The 25,658-nt window shown below is 60.2% G+C and carries 20 protein-coding genes and 2 pseudogenes; 7 read left to right on the top strand and 15 right to left on the bottom strand.

Translation table 11 applies throughout. From position 1 onward, the window contains the following. Position 1: 1 nt before the first annotated feature. From GA0061098_RS38240 to GA0061098_RS38230, 3 genes are read right to left on the bottom strand one after another with little or no spacing between them, the layout of a single operon-like run. Positions 2 to 3,436 carry an SbcC/MukB-like Walker B domain-containing protein gene (locus tag GA0061098_RS38240; protein ID WP_091966553.1) on the bottom strand — a complete coding sequence of 1,145 codons (3,435 nt, stop codon included), beginning with the start codon at positions 3,434 to 3,436 and terminating at the stop codon, positions 2 to 4. After that, entirely contained in the window at positions 3,433 to 4,071 is a 639-nt protein-coding gene (locus GA0061098_RS38235; RefSeq protein WP_091966551.1) for a DUF4194 domain-containing protein, read from the bottom strand. The genes GA0061098_RS38240 and GA0061098_RS38235 overlap by 4 nt, the downstream gene beginning before the upstream one ends. Continuing rightward, entirely contained in the window at positions 4,061 to 5,590 is a 1,530-nt protein-coding gene (locus tag GA0061098_RS38230; RefSeq protein ID WP_245323893.1) for a Wadjet anti-phage system protein JetA family protein, read from the bottom strand. Before GA0061098_RS38230 ends, GA0061098_RS38235 begins: the two co-directional genes overlap by 11 nt. Positions 5,591 to 6,005: 415 nt before the next feature. Here GA0061098_RS38230 and GA0061098_RS38225 point away from each other — a divergent pair, with 415 nt between their 5' ends. Beyond that, the gene (locus GA0061098_RS38225; protein ID WP_091966547.1) at positions 6,006 to 6,257 is read left to right on the top strand and encodes a helix-turn-helix domain-containing protein; all 252 of its coding nucleotides are present in this window, start codon (positions 6,006 to 6,008) and stop codon (positions 6,255 to 6,257) included. After that, on the top strand, positions 6,257 to 7,576 hold the full coding sequence (locus GA0061098_RS38220) for a type II toxin-antitoxin system HipA family toxin (RefSeq protein ID WP_091966545.1): 1,320 nt from the start codon (positions 6,257 to 6,259) through the stop codon (positions 7,574 to 7,576). The genes GA0061098_RS38225 and GA0061098_RS38220 overlap by 1 nt, the downstream gene beginning before the upstream one ends. A 493-nt stretch (positions 7,577 to 8,069) precedes the next feature. Here the strand turns inward: GA0061098_RS38220 and GA0061098_RS38215 are convergent, their stop codons facing one another. The 11 genes from GA0061098_RS38215 to GA0061098_RS38170 form a co-directional block, all read right to left on the bottom strand. Further along, positions 8,070 to 9,416 (bottom strand): ATP-binding protein, encoded by a 1,347-nt coding sequence (locus GA0061098_RS38215; protein ID WP_208610724.1) that lies wholly within the window; start codon positions 9,414 to 9,416, stop codon positions 8,070 to 8,072. Continuing rightward, positions 9,413 to 9,808: a hypothetical protein gene (locus GA0061098_RS45735; protein ID WP_208610723.1), complete on the bottom strand. Its 396-nt coding sequence runs from the start codon at positions 9,806 to 9,808 to the stop codon at positions 9,413 to 9,415. The genes GA0061098_RS38215 and GA0061098_RS45735 overlap by 4 nt, the downstream gene beginning before the upstream one ends. After that, positions 9,805 to 10,428: a hypothetical protein gene (locus GA0061098_RS38210; RefSeq protein ID WP_091966543.1), complete on the bottom strand. Its 624-nt coding sequence runs from the start codon at positions 10,426 to 10,428 to the stop codon at positions 9,805 to 9,807. The genes GA0061098_RS45735 and GA0061098_RS38210 overlap by 4 nt, the downstream gene beginning before the upstream one ends. 456 nt (positions 10,429 to 10,884) lie before the next feature. Beyond that, positions 10,885 to 12,261, bottom strand: a complete 1,377-nt coding sequence (locus GA0061098_RS38205) for a type II toxin-antitoxin system HipA family toxin (RefSeq protein WP_208610722.1) — start codon at positions 12,259 to 12,261, stop codon at positions 10,885 to 10,887. Next, positions 12,167 to 12,478 (bottom strand): helix-turn-helix domain-containing protein, encoded by a 312-nt coding sequence (locus tag GA0061098_RS44325; RefSeq protein ID WP_245323892.1) that lies wholly within the window; start codon positions 12,476 to 12,478, stop codon positions 12,167 to 12,169. The genes GA0061098_RS38205 and GA0061098_RS44325 overlap by 95 nt, the downstream gene beginning before the upstream one ends. Positions 12,479 to 12,654: 176 nt before the next feature. Continuing rightward, complete coding sequence (locus GA0061098_RS38195) at positions 12,655 to 12,975, bottom strand: hypothetical protein (protein WP_091966539.1); 321 nt, start codon at positions 12,973 to 12,975, stop codon at positions 12,655 to 12,657. Positions 12,976 to 13,501: 526 nt separating this feature from the next. Continuing rightward, positions 13,502 to 14,653: a glycoside hydrolase family 88 protein gene (locus tag GA0061098_RS38190; protein WP_091966537.1), complete on the bottom strand. Its 1,152-nt coding sequence runs from the start codon at positions 14,651 to 14,653 to the stop codon at positions 13,502 to 13,504. 65 nt (positions 14,654 to 14,718) lie between these two features. Further along, positions 14,719 to 16,065 carry an MFS transporter gene (locus GA0061098_RS38185; RefSeq protein ID WP_091966535.1) on the bottom strand — a complete coding sequence of 449 codons (1,347 nt, stop codon included), beginning with the start codon at positions 16,063 to 16,065 and terminating at the stop codon, positions 14,719 to 14,721. 118 nt (positions 16,066 to 16,183) lie between these two features. After that, positions 16,184 to 16,963 (bottom strand): enoyl-CoA hydratase-related protein, encoded by a 780-nt coding sequence (locus GA0061098_RS38180; RefSeq protein WP_091966533.1) that lies wholly within the window; start codon positions 16,961 to 16,963, stop codon positions 16,184 to 16,186. 43 nt (positions 16,964 to 17,006) lie between these two features. After that, positions 17,007 to 17,771, bottom strand: a complete 765-nt coding sequence (locus GA0061098_RS38175; RefSeq protein ID WP_245323891.1) for an enoyl-CoA hydratase/isomerase family protein — start codon at positions 17,769 to 17,771, stop codon at positions 17,007 to 17,009. A gap of 1 nt (position 17,772) precedes the next feature. Beyond that, a complete protein-coding gene (locus GA0061098_RS38170; protein ID WP_091966529.1) occupies positions 17,773 to 19,371 on the bottom strand; it encodes an acyl CoA:acetate/3-ketoacid CoA transferase in 1,599 nt (532 codons plus the stop codon). 306 nt (positions 19,372 to 19,677) lie between these two features. Here GA0061098_RS38170 and GA0061098_RS38165 point away from each other — a divergent pair, with 306 nt between their 5' ends. The 5 genes and pseudogenes from GA0061098_RS38165 (at position 19,678) to GA0061098_RS38150 (ending at position 24,702) form a co-directional block, all read left to right on the top strand. Further along, positions 19,678 to 20,730, top strand: coding sequence for a LacI family DNA-binding transcriptional regulator (locus GA0061098_RS38165; protein WP_091966527.1), 1,053 nt, complete (start codon positions 19,678 to 19,680; stop codon positions 20,728 to 20,730). Between the two features lie 335 nt (positions 20,731 to 21,065). Further along, positions 21,066 to 21,995 (top strand): dihydrodipicolinate synthase family protein, encoded by a 930-nt coding sequence (locus GA0061098_RS38160; RefSeq protein ID WP_091966525.1) that lies wholly within the window; start codon positions 21,066 to 21,068, stop codon positions 21,993 to 21,995. A 55-nt stretch (positions 21,996 to 22,050) separates the two neighbouring features. Continuing rightward, positions 22,051 to 22,837: pseudogene (locus GA0061098_RS47565) on the top strand (aldehyde dehydrogenase family protein). Further along, on the top strand, positions 22,834 to 23,517 hold the full coding sequence (locus GA0061098_RS47560; RefSeq protein ID WP_430649293.1) for an aldehyde dehydrogenase family protein: 684 nt from the start codon (positions 22,834 to 22,836) through the stop codon (positions 23,515 to 23,517). The pseudogene GA0061098_RS47565 and the gene GA0061098_RS47560 overlap by 4 nt, the downstream one beginning before the upstream one ends. 123 nt (positions 23,518 to 23,640) lie before the next feature. Then, positions 23,641 to 24,702: a LacI family DNA-binding transcriptional regulator gene (locus GA0061098_RS38150; RefSeq protein WP_091966522.1), complete on the top strand. Its 1,062-nt coding sequence runs from the start codon at positions 23,641 to 23,643 to the stop codon at positions 24,700 to 24,702. A 155-nt stretch (positions 24,703 to 24,857) separates the two neighbouring features. Here GA0061098_RS38150 and GA0061098_RS47555 read toward each other — a convergent pair. Beyond that, a pseudogene (locus GA0061098_RS47555) lies at positions 24,858 to 25,328 on the bottom strand (amidase); the annotation flags it as partial. Between the last annotated feature and the right edge of the window lie 330 nt (positions 25,329 to 25,658).

The following is a 25,658-nucleotide window of genomic DNA, read 5'->3' as shown; positions in this document are numbered from 1 at the left end:
ACTACTCGGCGGCCAGACGGGTGGCGAGCTCATCTTCGGACATCAGGTCCGGATCGATGGCCATCAGTTCGCGCTTGGCCTTCTCTTTCAGTTCCACCACGGTGGCCCTGGACTGTTCGCCGATGCGGTCCACCTCCACGATGGTGTCCATGTGCTCGAGCACGGCGACCCGCTTCTCGAACGGCGCCGCGATCACGAACTGGAGCCCCAGGTTTTTGTAGAAGCTCATCATCTGCCGCTGGTTCTTGCCGTCCATCTTGGAGAAGGCCTCGTCGAACATGGCGAGGGCGAAGCCGGAGGGCTTGCCCGTGCGACGCTCGGCGCTGCCGTAGACGGCGGCCAGCGAGGCGCCGATGGCGACGTAGATGGGCACCTGCTGTTCGGCGCCAGACCCAGTCCCGCGCCGCTGCTCCCAGCGGGTCGAGCGGCCGGTGGCGACATCCTCCATGTGGATCTCGAAGGTGTAAAAATTGCGGTAGTCCTCGAACTGGGTGAAGTCCTTATCGGGATCTTCGAGCAATGCCTCGAGCGCAAGGATCGTATCCTTGTGCGGGAAGTCATCGGGCCCGTCGCCCCGGAACAGCATATCGAGGGCCTCCGGAGAGGTTTTGGCGATCTCGATGATCTTCAGGATGGGCTGGAATTCCACCATCTGAGTGCGGTGGAATGAATAGCGCTCGTTGTGGAAGGGATGTGCGTAGAGGCTACGGTTCAACGATTGCAGCTCCCGCTCCATCTTACCGATCCGGGCCGTGAGCGCGTTGATGAACTCGCCGCGCAGCAGGGTGGAGGCCTTTTCCGCCGCTTCCCGAGCCTGCCGTTCGTACTGGCGCAGCTCGTTGGATTCGATATCCGCGATGAGCTGGTCCATCCAGGGCTTCACCTCCCTCAGCGGCTCGCTCTCCGCGCCGACTTGCGAGCTCATCCCGAACTGGTCGAAGTAATCGTAGAGGAGCTCGCGGACCCGCCGCTCGATGCGGGCGCGCTCTGCGTCCGAGGCGTCCGCATCCTTCAGCGCCCTGTCCGCGATGGCGCGGTGCTTCTCCGCGAAGCCCTTCTGGGCTGAGGCATTGAGGCGCTCGCGGTACACGATCCTGCCCTTCGCGGCGGAGTAGAGCGGGAAGGTCTTGCGATAGATCGACCGGGCGACCCGCAGGTTAAGCTCGGAGCCGGGTACGTTTTCGCCCTCTCCCAGTCTCCTCTCTGCCGATCTGACCTCACCGTCATGCTCGCCGAACGCCTTCTGCTGGATCTTTCGCTCGTCGAGTCTCTTGCCCTTCAGCTTCTGCTGCGCTCGCTTCTTGTCGCGAAGTCCGCCGTCGCCCGCCCCCTCGAGCGCTTCGAGCCTCGCCTGGGCTTCGGCGATCTCTGTCTGCGCGGCTGCGAAGGCAGCGGCGCTAGCCTTCAGATCGTCACGTCCCTCGCAGATGTTCTTCAGAGCGGCAAAGGCCTGCTCTGCCGCCTGGGCCTCCTTGCTCTTTTCCGTTTGGAGCCGATCCAGTTCCTCGGCCTGATCCTGCAGGGAGCGCAGGGCGTTCGCCTGGGCCGCTTTTCCAATCTTGTGCTGCGAGGCTTCGATCCAGCGATGGGTCCTTACGAGTCCGTCGTCGTAGAGGCCGTCCTTCATGATAGCCCGGCCGGGCCTGTTGAACTGGTCGAGCGTGTCCGCGAGGCGGACCGTGCCGTAGCGGCGCATGATGAAGGCCATCGCGTCCGGATCCTGACTCCGGAAGATCGAAGGGAAAGTGCCGCGCTCCGGCTGGGCCCTGAACTGCTCGAGCTTGTTTAGGCTCACTAGCGATGCATGGCGAAACTCGCGACGACCTTCCTTGAAGATCGAGGTGGCGGCGCTGATATCCGCTCTGTCCACGAACACGGCTTCCCGGTCGCGGCCGAGGAGCGCCTCGGCGGCTCCTACCCACTCGGGTTCGGCGACTTCGATGATGTCGCAGAGCACGCGCGGGTCCATTCCCCTCTGCCGCAGCCTGCGGCAGAGGAGTTCAGTGTCATCGCCGAGATAGGCCCGCGCCCCTCCTGCGGCGTGCTGTCGGATCCGTTCGAGCACCTCGTCGCGGCGGCCTCGGAGCCCGGAAAGCTCCGCGATGATCGTTTGACGCGCTTCGTCGACCTTCGGCAGCCACTTCGCGCCGCTTGCCGCAAAGGACTTCTCGGCCGCGGAGAGCTCGTCGGAGACGCGCCCGATGTCGGCCCTGGCGGTGGCGGTCAGAAGGCGCTCAAGCGCAGGAACGAAGTCCTCGAAACCGTCCGCGCACATCGCGCGGAGCGGCTCCAGGCGATGGATGTTCTCCATACGAGCCTTGAAGTCCGCCGAGGCGCGGTGCGCTGCCTGCCCGGCCACATCGGCGGTCTGCTGCAGGGACTTTCTGCCGGTCTTGGCATCGTGCTCGGCGATCGCGGCCGTGAGGCGTTCGATCTCGTTATCAATCGCCTTGACGTCATCGTCGATGAATTCGAGTTCTTTTGCTGCGGCGTCCCGGCGCGCCATCTCGGTACGCCGCTTGGTCTTGAAGTCCAGGTTTATCGCGCGCGCCGCGAGCCAAGTCGCGCGTTTTGCGATCCACTCCTCCCTGAACTTGGTCTCGAGCGCTTCTTCAAGGGTGCCGAGGACGACCCGAAGCGCCCTCAGGGCTTCGAGCCTGAGGCGCATCTTTCTGATGGTTTCGCTGATGTTGCGGTATGTCTGGATCGACTCGCGCAGCTCCTTGATGCCGATCGGACTGTCCTCGAGGATGTAGTTCCGCACGAACTGGGTGGCCGTCTGGTTGTGGTCGAGCGTCATCGCGTTGACGATTGACTTCTGCAGGGCGCTGGCGTTCTGCTCGCCATAGGGCGAATGCGGCAGAAGATGGCGCATGTACTCGCGGACGTAGTCGCTTGCCCGGTCGCGATGATTGACGAAGTTGCCCTCGCCGACCGCCGCGACGATCCGGGCGCGCACGTCCTCCCACGGCGCCGGGAATTGCGACTTTCCTCGCTGCTCGATGAAGTCCTTGGAGCTCAGAACGGTCCCGACGGCGACGAACAGTGCCAGCACGGTCTCCCTGCTGTCGGACTTGCGCGCCTCAAGCGCCATGCCGATCGTGACCGGCGGTCGATCGCCTTCCTTGTCTTCGAAGCCTAGCGCCACGTAGGTGCGCGCCTCGTCGCGCCGGCGCTGGTCTTCGCCGAGCGTCCCGAGGCAGTAATCGACGACGCTGCGCTTCGAACCGCTGCGCGATTTTCCGCTGTCGCCGGCGACCGCGTTCAGGCGCAAGAACCGCCGGCTCCCGCCGGTGAGAACGACCTGTGCCATGTCGAGGATTGTCGATTTGCCGGACCGGTTCTCGCCCAGGACCCCGACGTGTCCTGTCACGTGGATGTCGGCGATGTCGAACAGGTGCCAGTTCACCATGGTCAGGTGGCGTAGCTCCATCATGCCTCGTCTCCTGCGGGCTGCGGAAACCGCGCCTCCTCGCTACGCACGTAGCGCTCAAGCCGTTGGAGGGCATCGCCGCCACTGATCAGCTTGATCATCGGGCGGATCCTGATCTCGCAGTCCTGCTGCTCGTCGTCAAAATCACCGATCTCGACCAAACTGCGTTGGGCGGCCTCGCGCAGGATGTCCCGGAAGCGGGCGGCCGAGATCGCGCCTCCGCCGCCGTGTTGCGCCATCTCACGGTAGCGATCGAACAGGTCGTTCAAAGTGGCCACTACGACGGCCCGGTCCTCGACCGCTCCGACGTTCACCTCCTGTTGCCAGTATGCCGCCAGCACCAGGACAACAATGGTTTCGTCGAGCTTCATTCGAGGCAGCGGTACGTCCTCGTCCATGGCGACGATGCCGGCCCACTGCGCCTCCGGATCGCGATGGACGCGGTATCCGCAACTATCGAAGAAGCCGTCGACCACGTTGCGGAAGCGGCCATCCGTGATCGTGTTGTAGACTGTCCCAGTCCGGGGATCTCCCGCGAACACGAACTGCCGCCGTAACAGAAAATGCAGCGCTTTGCGCAGGTCGGCTGCCTTTTCCGCGCCGAAGGAGCGCTCGACGTTATCGAACTCACTGAGCATGGGCTGCCTCTGCTTTCCGGACGTGGCCGGATCGCCTGACCGCGAAGTTCGCACAGCGAAGCCATTCGCTGTCGTGGGGCGGCGTGTCTGGGCGCGGCTCCAGATCGAACCCGGCCGCGACCTGCGCCGGAACCTCGCCCGTCAACGCATATCGGCGGGCGCAATCGAAGGCGAGAAAGTCGTCCACGGTATCGATTTCCATGAAGCGGGCTTCCCTGGTCGTGAATGGCGGCACCTGGCCCTCGAGGAATCGTCTGACATCCTCGGGGCGGGGCGCGATGCGAGCGATGTACTCGAGGCGAAGCTTCTTCCGCAGTTCGTACAGCGGGTCCGACGGCGGCTCGGCGAGCTCTCTTGCGTCGACGGGACGGCGCGGCTGCCTGGCCGGCGCCTGATGGTGCTCCGACCAGGGTGACCGCAGCGGCTCGATGCTCCATTCGATTGTCGCCTTGTGGTGTCTGCCGTCCCGCAGTAGGGCATCCAGGCGCCGCACCAGGTCGCCGGCCCGGCCGACGAGTCCCTGCCCGCCCCGCTCGGCGTACTTAATGGTGTTGCGGACCCGGGCTTCGAGCTGCCTGCGGAAGGCGTCGATCCTATCGAACATCTCCCCGATCTGATCGAAGATGCTTTCGATGGCCAGCAGGTCGTCGGCCGCGGCCATCCGACCGTCCTCGATGTCGGCTGCCATGCTGGAAGCTGTGTACTCCTCGGCGAGGACCTGCATAGTCTCCGGGGTGTAGGAGATCCTCCGCGCGAGATCGACGATGGCGTCGCGGAAGCGGTAGGGATGGTTGACGGTGAGGATGGACTCGAAATCCTTCAGCAGGAGCTGGTCGACGAACTCCTCGAAAAAGGCTTCCAGCCGGGTAGCGACGGTTGTCGATTCCATGACCGTCCGTCGGACGCGCTTCAGATCGGCGAGAATGGCCCGCAGGCTCTTGGTGAACTGGTCGGCCTGATTGCGCGCCTCGCGGACGGCGAGCGCGGCTTCGCGCTGCTTGCGGTCGGTGATCTCGGGCCTCAGTTTTTCGACGGCCTCCAGGTTGAGGCGAATTTGCACGATCAAGCCGCCGAATCGCTGCGAGAGATCCTTGTTGAGGCTCGCGAGCCGCTGGATTACGAGCAGCGGTCCCATAGCCATGTCCACGGTAACGCGAAGCCCGTATTCCTCCTCTTCAAGCCATCCCCAGGCGAGCAGCCGGGCATACAGTTGTCGGGCAAGACCGAGCGCCTTGTCGCCCTTCTCGGAAGCGAGCGCGACGTCGGCCTTCCGAATCCGGCGGCGTCCCGCGGAGATCATTTCCGGCAGGCTGCCGAAATCATCGCCCTCGTTCCAGAGGGCGGGGTTGGCACGCATGACATCGTAGACGGCATGGACGACCTGCTGCGGGGTCGGAAACGACGGCGCGCCTGAAAAGAAGCGTTCGTGCAGATCGAGCAGACAGGCCGCGTACAGGTGCTTGTGATCGCGCGAGAAGGCCAAAAACGCGTCGTCATGCAAATGGCGGAACAAGGTCAATGACGCGGCTCCTGGGCCCGACTTCATGCTGAGATAGCGACGCTAAACGCATGATGTGCCGGACAACATTGTTATTGAGAGTGGGTCTTGAAAATACAACCGGAAGATCGATCCGTTCTTAGTATGTTCTAATATAGCTTTCCAGCTCAATCGCTGTCGAGGCTCCCAAAAGTCGGATCGCAGTTTGTGTCCGGTCTTTAGATACGGAACAATCCGGCCTCAAGTCATTGAATCTATTTGTGTAACTCTTCCGATACAAGAAGTTGCTGGCGCCAGAGATACAACAACCGGGTCCATTGCTCTCCATTCATACGCAATTGCGTATTAAACGTAAATATACGCGGAGGCGCATAAACAATAAATATTCGCGAACGCGCATATTGACGTCATATACGCACTCGCGTATCGTGAGTTGATGGATACGATCGCCCGCACCCCGCAACAAGTTGGCGCTGGAATCAGACGCTTCCGGCGGCAGAAGAAGCTTACCCAGCGTGACCTGGGTGAGAAGATGCATGCGCGTCAAGCGACAGTCTCGAAGCTCGAGGCCGGCGAACCTGCAACGCAGCTGCGCATGCTGATGGATGCGCTGGCCGGGCTCGACCTCGAGCTCGTCATCCGGCCGCGCACCAAATTAACGGCTGAAGCGATTGAGGATCTCTTTTGATGGCGCGTCGTCCTGCCCGGGCGCCGCTCAATGTTTACCTCAACACGCGGCTGGTCGGCCGGCTGCGACGCGAGAGCAGCGGCGCAATCGATTTCCAGTATGACAGGCAGTGGCTCGCGTGGGAAAATGCAATCCCTGTTTCGGTGTCGCTGCCTCTGCGCGAGGATCGTTATATTGGCGATCCAGTCGTCGCTGTCTTTGACAATCTTCTGCCCGACAATGACGACATTCGCCAACGCGTCGCTGAACGTGCGCATGCTAACGGCCCCGACGCTTACAGCCTGCTCTCCGCCATCGGCCGCGACTGCATTGGTGCGCTGCAGTTCCTGCCCGATGGTGCCGCGCCCGGAGCCGCCGGCGCTATTGATGGCCGTGCCGCCAGCGATCAGGAGATTGCAGCCATTCTCGGCAATCTTGCCAGCAATCCACTCGGCATCGGCCCCGACCAGGATTTCCGTATTTCTCTGGCCGGTGCGCAGGAAAAGACAGCGCTGCTTTACTGGAAAGACAAGTGGTACGTTCCTCATGGCACGACCGCAACTACGCACATCATCAAGCCGCAGATCGGGAAGTTGCCGAACGGAATCGACCTGACCAGCAGCGTTGAAAACGAGCATCTGTGCCTCGAGCTGGTTGCCGCACTCGGCTTGCCGGTCGCCAAATCAAGCATCATCGATTTCGCCGGGCGCCGCGTGCTCGCAGTTGAGCGGTTCGATCGCACCTGGACGCGCGACGGCCGCCTGTTGCGGCTGCCGCAGGAAGACTGCTGCCAAGCACTATCGGTTCCGCCCGCGCGCAAGTATGAATCCGACGGCGGACCTGGCATCCGCAAAATCTCGGATTTCCTCAAGGGCAGCGATACGCCCGAGGACGACCGGGCCATTTTCTTCAAGGCGCAGATCGTGTTCTGGCTGCTTGCCGCCACCGATGGCCATGCGAAGAATTTTAGCATTCATTTGGCGCCGGGCGGACGTTTTCATCTTGCCCCGCTTTACGACATCATTTCGACCCAACCGAGCCTGGACGCTGGACAGATCAGCCAAAACCAAATGAAGCTGGCGATGGCGATCGGTAGCAACCGGCATTACGTCGTCCACACGGTTCTCGGCCGACATTTCGTGCAGACTGCGAAAAGCTGCGGTCTATCCGACAAAACAGTCAAGGCTGTCATCCAGCAGCTCGGCGATACAGCCGCAAAAGCCATAGATCAGGTGCTGAATGCGCTTCCAAAAGGATTTCCGGAGAAGATGGCCATATCGATTGCTGATGGCGCGAAGCGCCGTGCGAATTCGCTGGCTGGTCTCAAGAGTAGTGAATGATCCGCGGCCAGTCGGCGCGGCGCGTAGGTAGGCTTTTCTGACCGAGCCGGCGTTGCGGCCAAGATCTCGGGATCATAAATTTGCTATGTGTCGCCTTGATGAAAGAAGTTGCTCTCCGCGTCCCATCTTCCAAGGCGGCCTTCATCGAAGGAGCCCAATCAACCACCGCCGCACTCAATTCGTGCCCGGCGCCTTCACCGCATGAGGCGCCGCTCCAACGCCTCTAGAACGGCGTTGAAAGCAAGTCCGATCATCGTGATGCTGATGATGCCCTACATCTGAGGCATCAGGAACGTGTACTGACTGTTGATGATGAGACAGCCAAGATTTGCCTTCGCCCCAACCATCTCGGACGGCATCAGCACCACGTAGCGGACGCACTGCCAAGACGAGTGCATAAAGATGGTGGGAAGCTGGCAGGATCACCCTCCGGATCAGTTTCTGCAGCGTCGCGCCCAGCATCCTGATGCGCGAGAGGCTTGCCGGAAGGCAACTATTTGACAAGCGCCTGACGGCGCCAGCTCTCGACAGCCTTGTCGAGCGTCGCCGCAGCCGCTGGGTCGGCCCAACGATCCCAGAACTGGATCGTGCCGCTAAGCGGTTCGTTTATCGGTTTGGCAATGCGGATACGCGTGGGCAGTAGAATCGCATCGCCAACGACCAGTGCTTCGCCCGTGTCGAGGACCGGAAGCAGGTCGTCGAAGCCGCCGAGGCTGTCGGGCAGCAGCCGTCGCACGACAGCTTGGTCGTCACCGTTGGTTAGCCGCATCGCGATGAGATTGTTACACTGGCTGGCGACCGTGCGGTTCACTTCGGCGGGGCGCTGGCTGATCACCACCAGCCCGACGCCATATTTCCGCCCCTCCTTGGCGATGCGCTCGAAGGTAGCGATCGCATTCTCCGCGGCGCCCGAAGTCGGATCCTGTGGAATATAAAGATGCGCCTCGTCACAGAACAGGGCCACCGGATGGCGAAGCCCCTGCGTGCTCCACTGCTGCACGTGGAAGGCCATGCGCGCGACCATGCCGACGATCAGCGGCAAAATGTCGGATGGAACTTCAGAGAAGTCGATGATCTTGACGCCACCGTGGCCGCCTTTGGCCGCCCTGCCACCGAGCAGCAGCTCAACTGCGCGATCAAGCCAATCATAGCTGTCCGCCACGCCGGACGCAGGGAATAGGAAGCCGAGGCGTCGATCGGTGCGTTTGCCCTCGAGGCGCTGGATTAGACGGCTGAGCTTGCCGTGGAAATCGCCCTGCTTCTCAGTGCCCGCCTTGGCTCCCGGTACCATCTCGGCGTTGAGCCGGTTGAGCTCGCCTAGCACGGTTTCCATCCTGAAAGGCACCGGACTGTCGATCGTGAAGTTGGCGAGCACCTCGACATGACCGCCGGCTTTCAGGAAGCCCGTCTTGGCGTCGACGACGGTACGCGACATGATCATGGCCTGGTTTGGGGCGTTCTGATCGGAGCGGTCAACAAACATCGAGACAAGCGCCTCGTAGCTCATGAGACAATAGGGCAAATGCAGCACACCATCGTTCAGCCCCTTCCCCGCTTCGATGTCGCTTGGGCCCGCGACGCGAAGATGGACGAAACCGTCGCCAGCCATCGACGCATATTCTCCGTGCATGTCGAACACGATGGCATTGGCGCTATCGAGCTCGGCGATTTGCTCGAGTAGGCGCGCGGTCGTCCACGACTTGCCCGAGCCGGTGCTGCCCACGATGAGCGCATGACGTTGGAACAACCGATTGCCATTGACGAACGCCTGAGCGTTGGGATCGAGCGTATAGGCGCCAAGCGACAGGCGCTGCGCGCCGCCGGTCAGCTCCGAAATCACCCCGAAGCGCGTAAGGCGCTCGCCTTCGAGAGCGAAGCAGCAGGCATCGATCTCCGGGACGGTCCAAGCGTCCGGCGGAAGACATTGGCGCGCGGTCCGTCCCGATCGAGCAGCGTGCCGATCAACATAATCCGAACCAGATTGACTTCGGGATGCGCGGCCTCGCCTAGCTCGACATCGGCGATCTTCGCTTCACCGAGCGCGGTACGGATGATCTTTTGGATCACACCAATTAACTTATGGCCGGCAAGGCTGCTCTGGAGCGCAACCAGCCGGTTCACCTGCAGCGCCCGCAGCGCCTCGACATCATCGACGTGGACGATCACCGTGGTCGTGTCGACCGATTGGACGCGGCCCAGTGCTTCTCCGTCCGCAAAATTTAGAATGCTCACGCGGAAACTCCTGTCATCTCATTGAGGAAGCGGTCGAGCCGCCAGATCGGTTGATCTACGTCGAACCCGTTGGGCACGTCGTGCATGTAGGCGCGCGCGCCCATCGTCCCCTCCTCGATCGCGAGGTAGCGCCGGCAGCGTCCGCCCAGGAAGGTCCGGGCGGACGTGGTCAGCTCTTTGGTAATCACGACAAGCGGGACGGAATCGCGGTCGCAACGCTCGATCAGCTTGGTCTGAAGGTGTTCGTCGTTAAAGCCATAACCAACGCAGAAATAGGCTCGGGCATTCTCCAGCGCGGCGTCGCTGCAGCCCAAGATCGTTCGGAACGGTTCGCCATGTGTCAGCCGGTATTTATCGATGCCCGGCGTGATCATCAGCGGCGAGTATCCGGCCGGCACTTCGGGCATTCCGCGAATGCCGATGATCTGGCCAGTGGAATCCTGGAACCAGTCGAGAGAGCCATGCACTTTCCAGACGGCAACGGTACGGGTCACCTGCCGATTAACGAAAACGCGCGTGTTCGAATCGCGGGCGCGCGATTGCAGATAACCGTAGTTGAAGCCGGTGAACGTGCCCTGCCGGGGCTGGTACGCATCGAATGACCACTCCGCGATTCGCAACGCGAGCGGGCCAAGCGTTTGGAGACAAGGATTTGGAGGCAAGAGTTGGAGACAACGATCAGCATGAGGCGCCGGGGCTTGCCGAGTTCGTCTCCTTGATGGCGAAGAAGGCTACGAGATCAGCACAAAGCTCGCCGTAACCTGGGCGCTCTGCCACTCGATCGGCGCGCATCATGACCTTGCGATTAACCGTCGTTTGTGGTTTCACACGCCACGTCGCGGATATCGTGCCAGGAGCGGACATCCTGCTATCCGGCGGACCGTCGAGCTACATAAGCGATGCGGAAGATCGGGCGCTACTGGGTGAAATCCTTGTCGTCGTCTTCGAGCAGCGCCTTGAGTGCGATGATCGTAACCTTGTGCGGAAGATCGTCGGGCACATCCCCCTGAAGCCTTGAGCGCAGATGTGCAGCCACGTTTTCCGGCGGTGAGGCAGGCGGGCTCGGCTTTCTCGCGTCATGCGTCTATTCCTCGCCTAGGGCGATGGGCTGCTGCGCCTTCCGGCGCTGGCTCCGCTTGCTTCAGGCGCTCTAGGTAGCCGCGTGCGCGCGAAATCACCGCCTCGACCACCGTGTCCAGGACGGGATCGCCGCCGGCAGGCATGGCTTCGACCTCGGCCTTGGCCGCCATTGCATGGTGCGCCACGGCGTGAGCAATCTCGGAGACGCGCCGGATCGTCTGCGCTGGAGAGAGCTTGCAGTCGATGGCGAAGCGCTCCCAGTGGTTGCGTCCGAGCTGGTCAGCCTGCTTCTGCCCGCCGATCTTCTGCGCCATGTTGTGGGTGATCTTCGGATATGGCGCCGCACAGACGATGTCGTAGCCTGACGCCATGGCGGCGCCTCGAGCCGTTAGCATCAGCGAGTAATTTTTGGCATGAGAATCCGTGTTCCACACCATCGGGTTGAAGATGGCAAGATCGACGAAGCGGGCGGTCTGCTGTGCTGTCATGTGGCGCTGGGTCACGCCGAGCATGTCGGCCAATGATGGTCCTTTTAGGCCTCTATCGTTGTTCTGGTACTTGGCAGCTGGCGGCCGGCCCAGGGCTTGGCAGAAGTCCTCCTGATGCAGCCGCCGCCACCGCTTGCCGTCATGACGGCGGTCATATCGCTCAACCAGCAGGTAGCTACGTTCGCCTGCCGTCCCGGTCGTCACCTTCGGCGTCGGGATTCCGATCATGCGCGCGAGCGTCAGGCAAAATGCCTCGTTCTGGACGGCGCCAGGCAAGCGCTCGCCATCGGGCTTGATGATGTGGGTCGATGGCGCGCCGTCGATCGGTATATACAGCGTGTCGCCGTCTAGAGCGACGGCGAGCTTCATCTGCACACCGGCAAGCGACATCGACACGCCATCTTCGCCGACAAGGAAGGGCTTGTGGGGTAGCTCACTGAGGATGCGCTCGAGCGAGGCCTTGTCGGGGATCTCTCGCCATTTGCCCGCGATCAGTCCGGTGCCAGGTTGTCCGACGGAGAGCGCGCCGGCGGTGTCGCGGCCCATCTCGGCAAGAAGACCGATGACATCGGCCGGCGACTTGCCGAGCATATGACCTACGGCCTCGAGGGTTGCGTCCTCCGGGAGCAGATTTGCCGCCCATGGCAGAATTGCCGAGGCATCGTGCGACGCCCGCGAGAGCGGCATGGTGAGCGACACAGGAAACGCGCCCGTCAGCCCGCGCCAGGATTCGGCATAGGTGAAGACTGACGCTTCGTCGGCGGCCGTGATCCAGCCGACCTCTCGCGTCTCAAAGTAGACCGGAAGACGGTCCATGAGGCTCCTCCTCGTCGCTGTCGGGAATGTCCGGTGTATGGAAAGTGTTCGCGCGGCGGGCTTGGGCATCCTTGAGAACATCCTCGATGCGCAGCCCGAGCACGTTTGCCACGTGCAGGCTGCGCCCGAGCTGACAGGTGCTTTTTCCGGCCTCGAGGTCGACGATGAAGCGCTTTCCTGTCCCGCTCACCATGGCCAGCTCGTCCTGCCGGAGGCCCTGTCGTTTCCGTTCTTCCTGGATGAGGCGACCGAATGCTGCAGCGAACTCGGCGGCTTGGCGCGCCACACCGGTCTCGCCAGGAGCCTCGTTTCGGCCCGAGCGGGGAGTGCGCTTTGGAGGCGTGTTCATAGCTCTCTTCTCGTAAAGTTACCGATCGGGAACTTTAGGAGTTGAAACAGCAAATGTCCAGGGAAAAGTTACCGAACGGGAACTTGTCGAGCCAGTCCCGGCGGAGGGGAAGGTCAAAAGTTACCGATCGGGAACATTTCTCTCAAACGAGGCTGAGCGGCCCAGAAAGTTACCGATCGGGAATTTTGCTGTTCATTGAAGAGGAGATCGAGGACCGGCGGGAAATCCCCGCTCATCGCCGTCGAGCGAAGCACGGTCCTTAGCGTACAGTCAGTCTCGAGCGGCGCTGCCGGCCCCACAACGATCTCGGCGATCTTGTGCAGCTCACGAACCGGCAGCGGATGGGCGATATAGGCGACGATCTCGGTGCGGCGAAACCGCGTCAAAATATGAGGCGCTAGGTGATCGGGCGTGCCCATGATTGCCAGCCGCACGTCCTGTTCGTGTTGATAGGCGGATTGCTTCGAAGTCAGGCAGTCCAGATTGATGAAGAAGCTATGACCTCACGCGCCAAGTGATCCAGTAACGGGCCGATGTTGCGATCTGACATCAAATTGGAGTGGCTTTGCGCACGCCGCTCGTCCGTGTCTTCAGGCTGAGCACGGCAGCAAACGAAAACCCCTCGTGCCAGCGCACCTTCCAGGCCGCGACGGCAGGTCGGCGTCAATGGTCCGAACAACTTCGTTGAGGATAATAGTAGCCCGTGACCGGCAAGACCAAGTGCAGCAATGGCGCTTTGAGCAGCAATTGGCGAATGCCGCGGTCACGATGATGATGACCGAGATCATCTTGGCGACCGGCACCTGCACCAATTCCAGGATGGGGCGTCTTCCTAGGCGTCGAGGAGCCAGAGGCGTAGGCCGTGGGCGCGAACGTGATGGAAATCAGGCGCGTTTCCCATGCCTCCGGTTCCGCGCGACTGATTCGGCGCGCGCCAGTTAGCTCAAGGGCGACATAGGCTCAAATCCGCCCCACGGACATGAGGCCGGTGAGAATCACAAGACACTCAAAAAGAAAGTAACTACCAAATATCAGTTCTGCGTCTTGCACTGTGTCGATGTCCCGCGCCACGGCTTTTCGGGTGAAGCATCCTCCGGTGAGCATTCCGATCGGACGCAGATCGCCTGGGCCGGTGGGCGTCAGGTAGCGCGAGACCAGCTGGGTTGCGGTGCGTTCGGCGAAATCTCGGTATTTGGCGCCACCAGTGGAGCCGAGTGCGGACGCAAGTCGCAAGGATGCTGCCGCGGCGATAGCAGTGGCCGCAGTGTCCCTGCTGGTACACGGAATTGCAGGATCATCAAAGTCCCAGTACGCAACCAAGTCCGTGGGGACGTGGTCGATCCACCAGTCGAGCACGCGCACCGCATATTCGCGCCACAAGGGCTCTTTGGGGCGAACCATTGCCGCATGAGCGGTATAGAGCATCGCCCAACCCTGCGCACGCCCCCAAGTGCTCACATCGCTGTATCCTTTATGCGTGTGCGTTCTCAGCACTTTACCGGTTTGCGGGTCGAGTGTGGATGATTGGATCACCGAGTTATCGGCTCGCACATGGATTTCCAATACCCTCCGCATGTGGGAGCTAGCGACCTCCTCCAGGTAAGAGTCACCCAGCCGGTCCGCAGCCCAATAAAGCAGGCCGGTGGCTTGGAGGGAGTCGATACTGCTTTCGGCTGCACCGACAGCATTAGCTTCCTCTGCATCCTGGCCTAGCGGGATTAAGCCCAGTCTCGGGTCGAACATCTGCCCCAGCGACCTAGCTGCGGTGAGCGCAGCGTCGCGCGCCATTTCATCCCCGAAGAGGATGCTTCCGAGCGCCGCACCGTGGTAGAAGCCAAAACCCTTGAATGCCGTCCGGAGTTGGGCTCGCGGCAGCATCCGGGCCAGCGCGGCATGCGCGTCAGATATCGGGAAGCGCTCCGGATCGGCGAGATGGGCAAGCCAGAGTTCGCCGACGAAGGCTCCGCCGGTCCAATCACCATCCGACGTCAACGTCCACTTTCCATCCTCGGCGCGGGCCCAATGTGGCAGGCCAGCTCCGGTAGCATCCCGCGTTTGCGCAATGCGCATCAGCATGCGCTCGCGCGCGGCGAAGAAGTCGTTGCTCGACATGTTTTCTCCGAAGAAAGCTGTCAGGCCGAGACGGAGCCCGAATTGTGAAGCTAAAGGCCTTGAATTTAGTCCCCGATGTAGACGTGACCGCGCTTCTTTGCGACATGATAAACGACCACGCTCAGCACCGCGATCAGAGATCCATACACGGGAAATATCCAGGCCATCTGCGCATGCTGCAACCACACCAGCAAATAGGGTGACGTCCCGCCAAACAATGATACTCCGAGCGCATACCCGACAGCGATACCCGTCGTACGCACCGCGCGCGGCATCAGGGTGGTTGCGATGAAGTTGTAGAGAGCCATGTTGAAGCCGACGATCGCACCTCCGAACACCATCACGAAGAAGAAAGTGGAAATGCTCTTCTCGGAATAAACCAACGTGAGGAAGAAGCACCCGACGAGCAGCAGCCGGAGTAGCGTGAATGCGCGAGACGGTCGGACCTTGTCTGCGAAGGCGCCCACGAAGGGCGCCGTGACGATCCAGATCACGCCCATAAGAGTCGTAATCCCATACACCCAGGTGCTGTTCTCCTTGAACACCCCGTTCGCCAGGTTGGGCAAACCAGCGTTCCAGGCGTAGTTCGCAATCTGCACCGCTCCGACGACCAAGATGACGGCGAGCAGCGAAAGCCGTACACTCCAGAGCGTCTTCCACACGCCGCCTGTGGTCTCCTGAGTGCGCGACAGTTCGTCCCGATGCATGACGTGCTTAATCAAGGTCTCCGGTAGTTTGCTGCGCAAATAGATGATCAGCAGGCCGAGCGCTCCGCCGACCGCGAAGGGCAGCCGCCAAGCCCATTCGTGCATTGTCTCGGGAGACACCGACGCGCTCACGAAAAAGGCAACCATACTGGATGCGAAGACACCGAGTTGGATAAATGTGCCACTGATCAGACCGAGATATCGCCCCTCCTCGCGTGGCGGTGCAAGTTCGATTGCAATGGCGTTGGCGACACCCGCTTCAGCGCCGGTGGCGAGCCCTTGGATGAGCCGGATGAGCAGCAATATCACCGCGGCCGCAACGCCAAGCTCCTTGTAACCAGGCAAGACGGAAATCAGCAGGGAGCACAATGCCATCGCGGTGACGGAGATCATCATGACCCGCTTGTGGCTGATGCGATCGGCAATAGGACCGAGTATCGCTGCGCCTATCGGTCGTGCGAAGAAGCCCGCGCCGTACACGGCAAGTGCGGCGAGCAGGGACGTCGTCAGGTCAGTGGAAGGAAAGAAGAGTGGCGACAGAAAAGAAGCCATCATTCCGTAGACAGTCCAGTCGTACCACTCAAGGGCTACGCCACCGCCCAAAGCTATGGTCATGCTCTTAGTGGCAACTTGCTTTTCATGCGGCGTGGCTGGCGTCGTGGTTTGCGGCTTGGCCGAAGCGATGGGTTCAGCAAGAGTGGTCATTCATTTCCTCCATTCCTGTGATGAAAAGGTTTACATTTCCGCGCGGCAGCACCACTTTGATTGTTGCCGCATTGCAGACGACCGCTAGTTCATCGGACGATCCGAGTTCTGTGCCCGGTCAAAGTCCGGAGAATACTGGTTGCCGCTTTTCGGCGAAGGCAGCCATGCCCTCCTTTTGATCATCGGTGGTGAACGCGTACCGGATCGCGCGCAGCTCAATCGCCAAGCCGGCCGACAGTGGGGTTTCGAAAGCCGCCTGAATTGATTCCCTGGCTAATCGGGCAGCGATCGGCGCACGATTCGAGATGACCCGCGCTATTGCGAGCGCGCATCCGATCAACTCGGGTGCGGGCAGTATTTCGGATGCGAGTCCCGCAGCCACTGCCCGCTCCGCGCTGATTGGCTCACCTGTCAACACCATCTGCACGGCCAGGGACTTGCCAACAATCCGGGTCAACCGCTGGGTAGCGCCGTCTCCAGGCATGATCCCGATCGTGATTTCCGGCTGAGCGAGCACGCTGTCTTCCGCCACCAGCAGAATGTCTCCGATCATCGCGAGCTCGAGCCCGCCGCCCACGCCTCGAACGGTCACAATGAGCGGCTTGGGGAAGCTGGCAATGACATCCCATGCATCCTGCCGCGTGGGATCACTCAGCGCCGCAAAGCCGTGCTGCTGCATCTCCTTGATGTCAGCACCAGCGGAGAAGGCGCGTTCATCGCCACTGAGAACGACGGATCGCACAGACTCATCGGAACGAGCCGCACGAAACGCATCGGCGAGCTGCCCCAGCAGGGCTGCACTCAATGCATTTCTTTGCCTTGGGCGATTGAGCCGCAACAGGAGTATGGCCGGGTCGGGCCGCTCGACGAGGATAAGGGACTGGGTGAGGTGGTTCATATCGTTCCTTGAACAACCCGTGTGGAGAGCCTATTTTACGAGGCTAGGCACCGGCGGCCTTCTTTGGAAGGAAGCGCTGCATATTTGCTCGTGCCGTCTCGTGACGGATGTCCTGAGCAAAGTAACGGTTCGCCAAGTCATCCATGACTTCCGCCCTCGCGGTTACCGAAGTGGAGAAAAATTGTTTCGTGGTCAGCACGGCATGAGGCGGCATAGCCGCTAGGCCTTTGGCGTAGCGGAGCGCCGCCTCGCGAGCAGTTTCAGTTGGAGGCGACAGAATGTCAGCCAGCCCCAACCGATGAGCCTCCACGCCATCGATCGCAGTCGGGCTCCAGCTCAAGGAGCGAGCCGCAAACGGTCCAACCCGTGCAGCTAAAGTGTCCAGTCCGAAGCCCGGCAACCAGCCTAGAGACACTTCCGGCAAGTGCCAGCGCGTTACTCGAGCCGTTACGACAACGTCGCATGAGGCCGCGAGCATAAAACCGCCGCCCAAGGCAAAGCCATCGACAGCGCAGACCACAGGCTTTCTGACAAGAGCCAGAGAGCGCACAAATGCACCCAGTCGCCGATTCAAGTCGAAGGTATCGTTGATGCTGCCGGCCGAAAAATCTTTAAGGTCTGCACCGGCTGAGAAGCCGGGACCGTTTCCAGCGAGCAATATCACGTTCACGTCTTCATCGTTGGCCGCCCTGCCCACCGATTCGACCAGATCTTTCAGTATGTCTTCGCCCAGAGCGTTGCGTCGCTCTGGCCTGTTCATCGCCAGGAGCTCGACCTTATCCTCGTATTCTCTTGAAACGAACTTCACGTCAGCCGCCCCCTTCAGCGCCATCGTGGAACCGCGCCGCCAAGTTCATCGGCTCATTCTTAAATATCCTGGCGTCCATCAGCTTCAGGTCGGGCGACACGAGTACGTCGAATTCAATGTTCGGCAGCACGTGGTTTTCGACTGATATGCCTGGCGCGACTTCGGTCAGCATCAGGCCGTTCGGCGTAAGCTTGAATACGGCACGTTCGGTGATGAATACGACCTCTTGCTCGCGCTCCTTTGCAAATGCGCCACTGAAGGTGATTTGGTAGACGTCGTTCACCCATTTTTTGACCGTTCCCTCCTCAGCAATGACGAGAGAGCCATCATCCGGGATCACCTTCAGTCCCGATGCCGTAAGTGTGCCGGAGAAAACGACTTTTCGGGCACCCTGGCTAATGTTTATAAAGCCGCCCGGTCCTATGATCTTGTCGCCAAAGCGGCTCACATTGACGTTGCCGTGTCGATCGACTTCAGCAGAAGACAGGAAGGCGATGTCCAACCCGCCGCCATCGTAGAAATCGAACTGATCCGGTTGCGGCGCTATCATGTCGTAGTTCGTACCGGCGCCGGCATCCTGTCCGGGCGCGGGAATGCCGCCGATTACCCCCTGCTCAGCCGTGAGTGTGACTGAGCGATATATTCCTTCTTCGGCGGCGACGACCGCAATTCCGTTCGAGATGCCATAGCCGATGTTGACGGTAGCTCCCGCGATCAACTCAAGTGCCGCGCGCCGCGCGATTACCTTTCTCACATCGAACGGCAGCGAGGCGATTTTGCCATCCGGCACGCGCATTTTACCAGCATAGGCTGGGCTATACTCCGTCGCATAGGTCTGCCGCTGATTGGGATCGACGACGAGATAATCGACCAAAACCCCCGGTATTCTTACTTCTCGCTGATTTAGCGTATTGGATGCAGCTACCCGCTTGACCTGGACGATGACTATTCCACCAGAGCGGCGCGCAGCCGCCGCGATCGACATGCTTTCGCCGACATACGCCTCGTCCTCGAGCGAGATATTTCCCTTCTCATCTGCAATACTGCCTCTGAGGATCGCGACCTGGATCGGGAAGGTCTTGTAGAGCAGGTGCTCTTCCCCTTCGATATCGACAACAGCAACCATATCCTCTTTGCTGCACTCACTTTGCCTGCAGCCGCCGATGCGCGGATCGGCGAATGTCCGGAGCCCCACTTTCGTAATCACGCCCGGTCGCCCCGCTGCGTTTTCGCGAGCGAGCTGCGCCAAAACTCCCTGAGGGAGGGTGTAGGCTTCAATTTCATTGGCCAGGGCGCGGCGTCCAAGCGCAGGGCAGTTATTCAAACCGCTCGCCACAACTCGACGCACCAGACCAGGGGTCGCCAATTTGTTGAAGCCGGTCGTAGCCCAATCGCCGATGGCCACGGTACCAACCAGCATCAAGTTCTTAGGAGACCCCTGCTCGGAATGAACGTCGCGGAGCGCCTCGATGATGAGCTCGGGGATCGCAACGCCGGCTGAACCACCGAAATAGACGCAATCACCGTCGGAAATCAGCGATACGGCTTGCTTAGCCGTAATAATTGGCACCTCGCCCGTTCGCCTGTTCTTCGTTTGCATACTCTCTCCACTGGCCAAACCGCCGGCTCACTATTCCTGACCACTCGCTGCCTTGCCGTGCAGCCGAACGCGGCCACCGCTTGCGCCCTCACCTTCGCATGGCATCTTATGAAAAGGTTTACATAAACAGACCCCGTCACGCAAGAGAAAAGATTACCCAAGAGCATAAACTGCACAAAAACGGGGCCTGAGTGCCCTTTTTTGCTCAATTGATCAACCAAATCGTTCCGTGTATGATGACAACGATTTCACAGAAGGCCTTTGGCGCGTGGCCTGCCAGGCCGGCAGCGAAGAAGGAAGTAGCTCATGGCTTTAGAAAAAATGGCCAACATTGACCGAGGCAGGCAATCACCGACCGTCGTCGAGATAGCGAAATGCGCGGGATGTTCCATCGCTACAGTTTCGCGTGTGTTGAATCGACCGGAAACCGTCGCGATCGACTTGAGAGAACGCATTCTTCGGCTAGTTGATGAGCTCGGCTACGTTCCCAACGGATCAGCACGCGCGCTGCGATCCTCGCGCTCCCGACTGATCGGCTTGATAGTTCCGACATTAGACGCCGCGATCTTCACTCGAATGCTTGAAGGCCTGGAGAGCCGGCTAGCGCCGGCCGGCGCGTCACTTGTCTACTCCGCAACAGGTTACGATCTGGATCGAGAAATTCGCGTCGTGCGTAATCTTATCGAAAAGGGCGTCGACGGCATTATTCTGGTGGGTTCTCACCATCGAAAGGAAACCCTCAAATTGCTGCGTGAGCACAAGGTCAGATTTGCCGTAACCTACGCCCTCTCGGAAGATGCTTCGATTCCCTGCATGGGTTTTGACAATCGCAGTGGCGGGGCTTTGGCAGCGAACTACCTTGCAGACCTCGGTCACAAGACTCTCGCAGTCATTGCTGGAGTAACGCGCGACAATGATCGTGCATCTGGTCGCCTTGAGGGCTTCCTCGCAATGGCTGAACGTCGCGGAATAGACCGCTCCCGCATTGTCGTTGTGGAATCACCTTACGAGTTCAGCCGTGGCCGAGCCGCAGCTAGACTTATTCTCAATCAGAATAGAAATGTAACGGCGATATTTTGCGGGAGCGATGTTCTTGCTGTCGGAGCATTGCGCGGCTGCAAGGATGCTGGATTATGCGTTCCCCAAGACATGTCGATCATCGGTTTCGACAATTTAGATATTGCTGAGTATCTCACTCCCGGGCTTACGACGGTTGACGTCCCGGCTCGTCTGATGGGCGAAGAGGCCGCCAACTACTTTTTGGCCGATCAAAATTCGCTGGATATACACTCCAGGGTGGAGCTCGAAACGCGGTTGATTGTTCGAGAATCAACTGCGCCCGCGAGAGATCGGCAATGATAGAAAGCGCATCCGCATGTTGTTGCCTGACTGATCTCCTCCTCGCCAATCGGAATGTACGCGCCACTAAACTCATAGCTCGAACGACAATGGTTCGTGACGCTTCGCAGGCTCCTTGTCGATGTACGGGCCCCGATCTCAAGCCAATTTTCGAACTGCCGGCGAACACCAGGGCAGCTGACCGGCACGCGCCCAACGATGGGCCCGATAGTGACGGAAGACTGAGGCCAGCTCTCACATACGTTCGAGCCAGAACATTCGCGATACCCGATCGATACGCTCCACAGCATCTGCTCGTCACTATACTCCCCATCCCCGGAAAGAGATCCTGACACATGCTAGTCCAAACAAGAGCGCTCTATAATGGCCTGTTTCCCGTCGCGCCAACGCCATTCACGGAATCTGGAGATCTCGACCTTGAGGGGCAACGGCGCATTTTGGACTGCATGATCGATCAGAAGGCCGACGGGATTTGCATCCTGGCCAACTATTCCGAGCAGTTCCTGTTGTCAGACGAGGAGCGCAGATTGCTGGTTGACCTTTGTCTATCACACGTAGCTGGCCGCAAGCCGGTCATGGTGACATGCAGCCATTTCAGCACTCGTATTGCGGTGCAGCGCGCATGCTATGCGGCCGAACGAGGCGCAAGCCTTCTCATGCTGATGCCGCCTTACCACGGCTCGGGTCTCAAGGCGGACGAAGCCCACATGATCGAGCATTTTGCCCGTGTTGCCGATGCGGCAAGAATCCCACTCATGGTTCAGGATGCGCCGCTCAGCGGCGTAACACTCTCAGTACCCTTTCTCGTGCGGCTGGCCCAAGAGGTGCCGCTTGTACAGTATTTCAAGATCGAAGTCCCTTTTGCTGCACCTAAGCTGCGCAATCTGATCGAGGCAGGAGAAGCTGCCATAGCAGGTCCGTTTGACGGAGAAGAAGCCATTACCATGATGGCAGATCTGGAAGCGGGCGCGACCGGGACGATGTCGAGCGCGCTATGTCCCGATTTGTTGCGTCCGATTTTCGATCATTACATGGCGGGTCGGAGCACGGAAGCGGCTGCTGCGTATGCAAGAGTGCTGCCGTTGATCAACTACGAGAATCGCCAATGTGGCCTGCGCGCTGCCAAAAGCGTGATGAGGGAAGGCAACGTCATCAGATGTGACGCTGTGCGACATCCGCTGGAGCAAATTCACCCCAAAACGAAAGCCGGCCTGATTGAGCTTGCGCGCGGGCTCAACCCGTTGGCCCTCCGCTGGGGACGCTGAATAACTCTACCTGAAGTGACTTACTCGGCGGGCGGACGTGCGAGGCCGAAAGTTTATGCACCTCGCAGAATTTAATCGAGTTCAGAGCTTATCGATGACAAAGAATTATGTTGCTGGCGAATGGCTTTCCGCCGCGGAGGCGTCTCCAAACATCAACGCGTCCAATACCAACGATGTTGTTGGCGAGTATGCCCACGCCTCGGTTGCCGAGACTAGGCGCGGGGTTGACGCTGCTTACGATGTGTTTCCGACTTGGTCGCGCTCCACCATTCAGATGCGGCATGACCTTCTAAAGGCGATTGGCGACGAGATCCACGCTCGAAAGGACGACCTGGGCCGCCTGCTCTCCCGCGAGCAAGGCAAGACCTTGCCCGAAGGCGTCGGCGAGGTCGTGCGTGCCGGACAATCTTTCAATTCTTCGCTGGCGAGTGCCTCGGATGACGGGGGAGAAGCCGCCATCAGTACGGCCGTCCGTCGATGTGGAGATCACGCGCGAGCGGGTCGGCATCGTCGGGCTCATCACTCCTTGGAACTTTCCGATTGCAATTCAAGCCTGGAAGATCGCGCCAGCATTTGCTTACGGCAACACCGTTGTGTTCAGGCCCGCCGAACTCGTGCCGGGTTCGGCTCATGCGCTCTCGGAGATCATCCTCCGCGCAGGAGTGCCCGCAGGTGTATTCAACCTGGTCACGGGCCGTGGCCCGGTGGTCGGCGAAGCGATGCTGAACAGCTCGAAGGTTTCCGCCCTCTGCTTTACCGGCTCATTGCCGACGGGGCGCAAAATCGCAAAGACTTGCATCACTTCGCTGCCGGTGACCAAGGTCGGCGACGAGAACCGATGAAGAAGCTTCAGCTCGATATGGGTGGCAAGAACCTTATGGTGGTCCTTGATGATGCCGATCTGAAACTGGCGGTGGAATGCGCCGTGAATAGCGCCTTCTTCTCCACCGGGCAGCGCTGTACGGCCGCGTCGCGGCTGATTGTGACAGATGGCATCCACGATCAATTCGTGGCCGCCATGCAGGAGAGAATGCGGGGGCTAGTCGTTGACGATGCTTTGAAAGCCAGCACGCATGTCGGCCCGGTGGTCGACCAGACCCAACTCGAACAGGACCTAAAGTATATCGGCATAGGCCAGGCGGAAGGCGCAAAGCTTGTTGCCGGTGGCGAGCTGCTGAAGCGCGAGGCGCCCGGATTCTATCTCGCGCCCGTGCTGCTCACGGAAGTGAATAATGAGATGCGTGTGGCGCGCGAGGAGATTTTTGGGCCAGTCGCGAGTGTTATCCGGGCGAAGGACTATGATGAGGCGCTAGAGCTCGCCAATGACACGCCGTTCGGTTTGTCATCAGGCATCTGCACCAGCAGTCTAAAATACGCGAGCCACTTCGAGCGCAATGCAGAGGCCGGCAGGGTGATGGTGAATCTGCCAACGGCCGGCGTGGACTACCACGTGCCATTTGGCGGCCGTAAAGGCTCAAGCTATGGTCCGCGCGAGCAGGGCCGCCACGCGCTACCGCGGTGAAGACCGCCTACACTTTCGACGGCAACGCTCCTTACGTCCACAAGGCCAAGTCGAGAGATTAAGTGCGCCTAATCCGCAAATACCCGTTCCGTGTCGATCAGGATTCACGCCGGAGGCAGGCATTTGAGTGGTCCAACTATCAGAGATATTGCGCGTGAGGCGAATGTCGGCACCGCAACCGTCGAGCGGGTTCTAAACGACCGCGGTGGCGTGAGGACCGAACTTGCAGAAAGGGTCATCAAGGCAGTAAAGAAGCTGAAATATGGCGGCCGGCGATTGACGCCTCACCGCGGCATCATTCGGATAGAGGTGCTTCTGGTTCAGCCTGAGGCCGGGATTTTTTATGCCGACCTTAACGCCGCCTTCCAACGGATCTCGACGTCCTTGGACCCGGCTATTTTGGTGCACCGGACAGTCGTGCGCGAGGACGACATTCCTGGCATCGCCCGACATATTGCAAAACCCTCTCTTCGCCGAGCCGGTCTCATCGTTCTGGCTCCAGATCATCCTGAGATTACAGAGAGCATCCGCCAAGCCCGCCTGGCGGGCGTGGAAGTCGTACAGATGCTCACGGGAAGCGCTGGCGAGGATGTGCCCTATATCGGGATCGACAACTATGCGGCGGGAAGGACCGCCGCCTACTATATGTCGCGTATGCTGCGAGGGAGTAGCGGAACTTTGCTCGCCATATGCCACAGCGGAGCCTACCGGGCACATAGGGAGCGCATACGGGGCTTCTCCGACTATCTGACGCAGCACATGAGTGGCGATCACCGTTTCCACCAGGTCATTTTCGGTCACGACGACAATTTATTTTCGGCAGAGAGGCTGACAGAAGCGCTGCGCGACGATGCTTCGGTTATGGGACTGTACAGTGTGGGCGCTGGAATGGAGGGAATCGCGGCAGCTTTGAAGGCGCATCCCGCCAAGGTATTCTGGATCGGACACGCGCTTACTCACAGCGCTGCAAAGTGTCTCCGGTCTGGTTTGATGGACATCTGCATCGACGGCGCGCAGGAAACCCAGGCGCGACGCTCCCTTGATACAGTGTTGCGCCGTCTCGGGCTAATCGAGGGCGAGGTGAACGGCGCTCCCGTCCAGTTTTTCACCATCACCGCCGAATCTTTAGCAGCATCTGACGGTTGCAACGAGAGCCGTCTTCGCAACGGGACGCTTTCGGTATAGCTAGGCGGGCAGCCGGCTGGCGCCTCGGCCACCATGGCGCTGGACGCTTAGAAAAGATGCAGCTGCTGGACCTGTCCAACAGCGGCTTAAGTCGAGAAAGGAAGCAGCGAGTCTAGACGGAAGCTTTTGAGGGGCTCCGGCAAACCGCGTCCGGTGCTGGCATTGGCCGGCGGTAGCGGCGTCGCCCACATCGGCGTCGTCGGCATGAACAGGAGGTCGTAGCTCCCAAGGCCCTGTCGTAGACTGCAGCCAGGCGGAGATATTGAACGCCTTGCCGTAAAACCGGGAACCAAAGGTGTTGTTGATGTACGCGCCGAGTAGCAGAAACAATTTATCGTCTATAGATCGCCGCCTCCAAAGGGTGCATCGGAACCGAGACTGTCTCAATGCTCGCACCGAGCCCTTGAAGCGCTTTGCTGCGTCGCGCAGGCATTCATTGACCGCAGCCTCCGCGGCCGGCTGCTCTAAGCCTTCCTTGAGGATCGAATCTTCATCCCTTTGATGTTCGCTCCTAAGGCCCTCGTGTATTCATCGATCTTTGGTGCCTTGATGCGCGAATTGTAACCATCGTCACCCGCGATCACCTCAACCAGCAGCGCGTTGTCGGCCACCGTTGCCGTCATCGGTGCGTATTCCACGGATGGTGATCAGTCGTTCCAGGCGATCGCGATCACTCATTCCAGACGATGGTGATCACTTGCAGAGGCGAACACGACTGACGTGTTTATGTCTGCTGGAAATGGTCTTCCTGGTCAAGACGGGCGGGAGGGTTCGGAGATCGGTCCAGCGGTCCATGGGAGGGCCCCGCGCGCGGCGCGGAGTGCCCCCAGGAGCGGCGCAGCGGCGCGCGCGGGAGGGACCTGTGGGCCGGTGGGGCGATCGGGCGCGCGGTGGTCACGCTGCTGTCCTATCGTCGGCCCGACGACGCAGGCTGTCGCCCTTAAGCTCGATGCGGT

The organism is Bradyrhizobium shewense (assembly GCF_900094605.1).
In the GTDB taxonomy this organism is placed as follows: Bacteria; Pseudomonadota; Alphaproteobacteria; order Rhizobiales; family Xanthobacteraceae; genus Bradyrhizobium; species Bradyrhizobium shewense.
Note: the sequence above shows the minus strand (reverse complement) of the source record. Positions and strands in the feature narration are given on the sequence as shown.

What these genes read in the sequence shown, in the direction of transcription:
- GA0061098_RS38185 (WP_091966535.1), bottom strand. Translation starts at nt 16,065, where the DNA reads ATGACCACTCTTGCTGAACCCATCGCTTCGGCCAAGCCGCAAACCACG.
- GA0061098_RS38165 (WP_091966527.1), top strand. Translation starts at nt 19,678, where the DNA reads ATGGCTTTAGAAAAAATGGCCAACATTGACCGAGGCAGGCAATCACCG.
- GA0061098_RS38220 (WP_091966545.1), top strand. Translation starts at nt 6,257, where the DNA reads ATGGCGCGTCGTCCTGCCCGGGCGCCGCTCAATGTTTACCTCAACACG.
- GA0061098_RS38190 (WP_091966537.1), bottom strand. Translation starts at nt 14,653, where the DNA reads ATGTCGAGCAACGACTTCTTCGCCGCGCGCGAGCGCATGCTGATGCGC.
- GA0061098_RS47560 (WP_430649293.1), top strand. Translation starts at nt 22,834, where the DNA reads ATGAAGAAGCTTCAGCTCGATATGGGTGGCAAGAACCTTATGGTGGTC.
- GA0061098_RS38170 (WP_091966529.1), bottom strand. Translation starts at nt 19,371, where the DNA reads ATGCAAACGAAGAACAGGCGAACGGGCGAGGTGCCAATTATTACGGCT.
- GA0061098_RS38160 (WP_091966525.1), top strand. Translation starts at nt 21,066, where the DNA reads ATGCTAGTCCAAACAAGAGCGCTCTATAATGGCCTGTTTCCCGTCGCG.
- GA0061098_RS38225 (WP_091966547.1), top strand. Translation starts at nt 6,006, where the DNA reads ATGGATACGATCGCCCGCACCCCGCAACAAGTTGGCGCTGGAATCAGA.
- GA0061098_RS38240 (WP_091966553.1), bottom strand. Translation starts at nt 3,436, where the DNA reads ATGATGGAGCTACGCCACCTGACCATGGTGAACTGGCACCTGTTCGAC.
- GA0061098_RS38205 (WP_208610722.1), bottom strand. Translation starts at nt 12,261, where the DNA reads ATGCCCAAGCCCGCCGCGCGAACACTTTCCATACACCGGACATTCCCG.
- GA0061098_RS38180 (WP_091966533.1), bottom strand. Translation starts at nt 16,963, where the DNA reads ATGAACCACCTCACCCAGTCCCTTATCCTCGTCGAGCGGCCCGACCCG.
- GA0061098_RS38235 (WP_091966551.1), bottom strand. Translation starts at nt 4,071, where the DNA reads ATGCTCAGTGAGTTCGATAACGTCGAGCGCTCCTTCGGCGCGGAAAAG.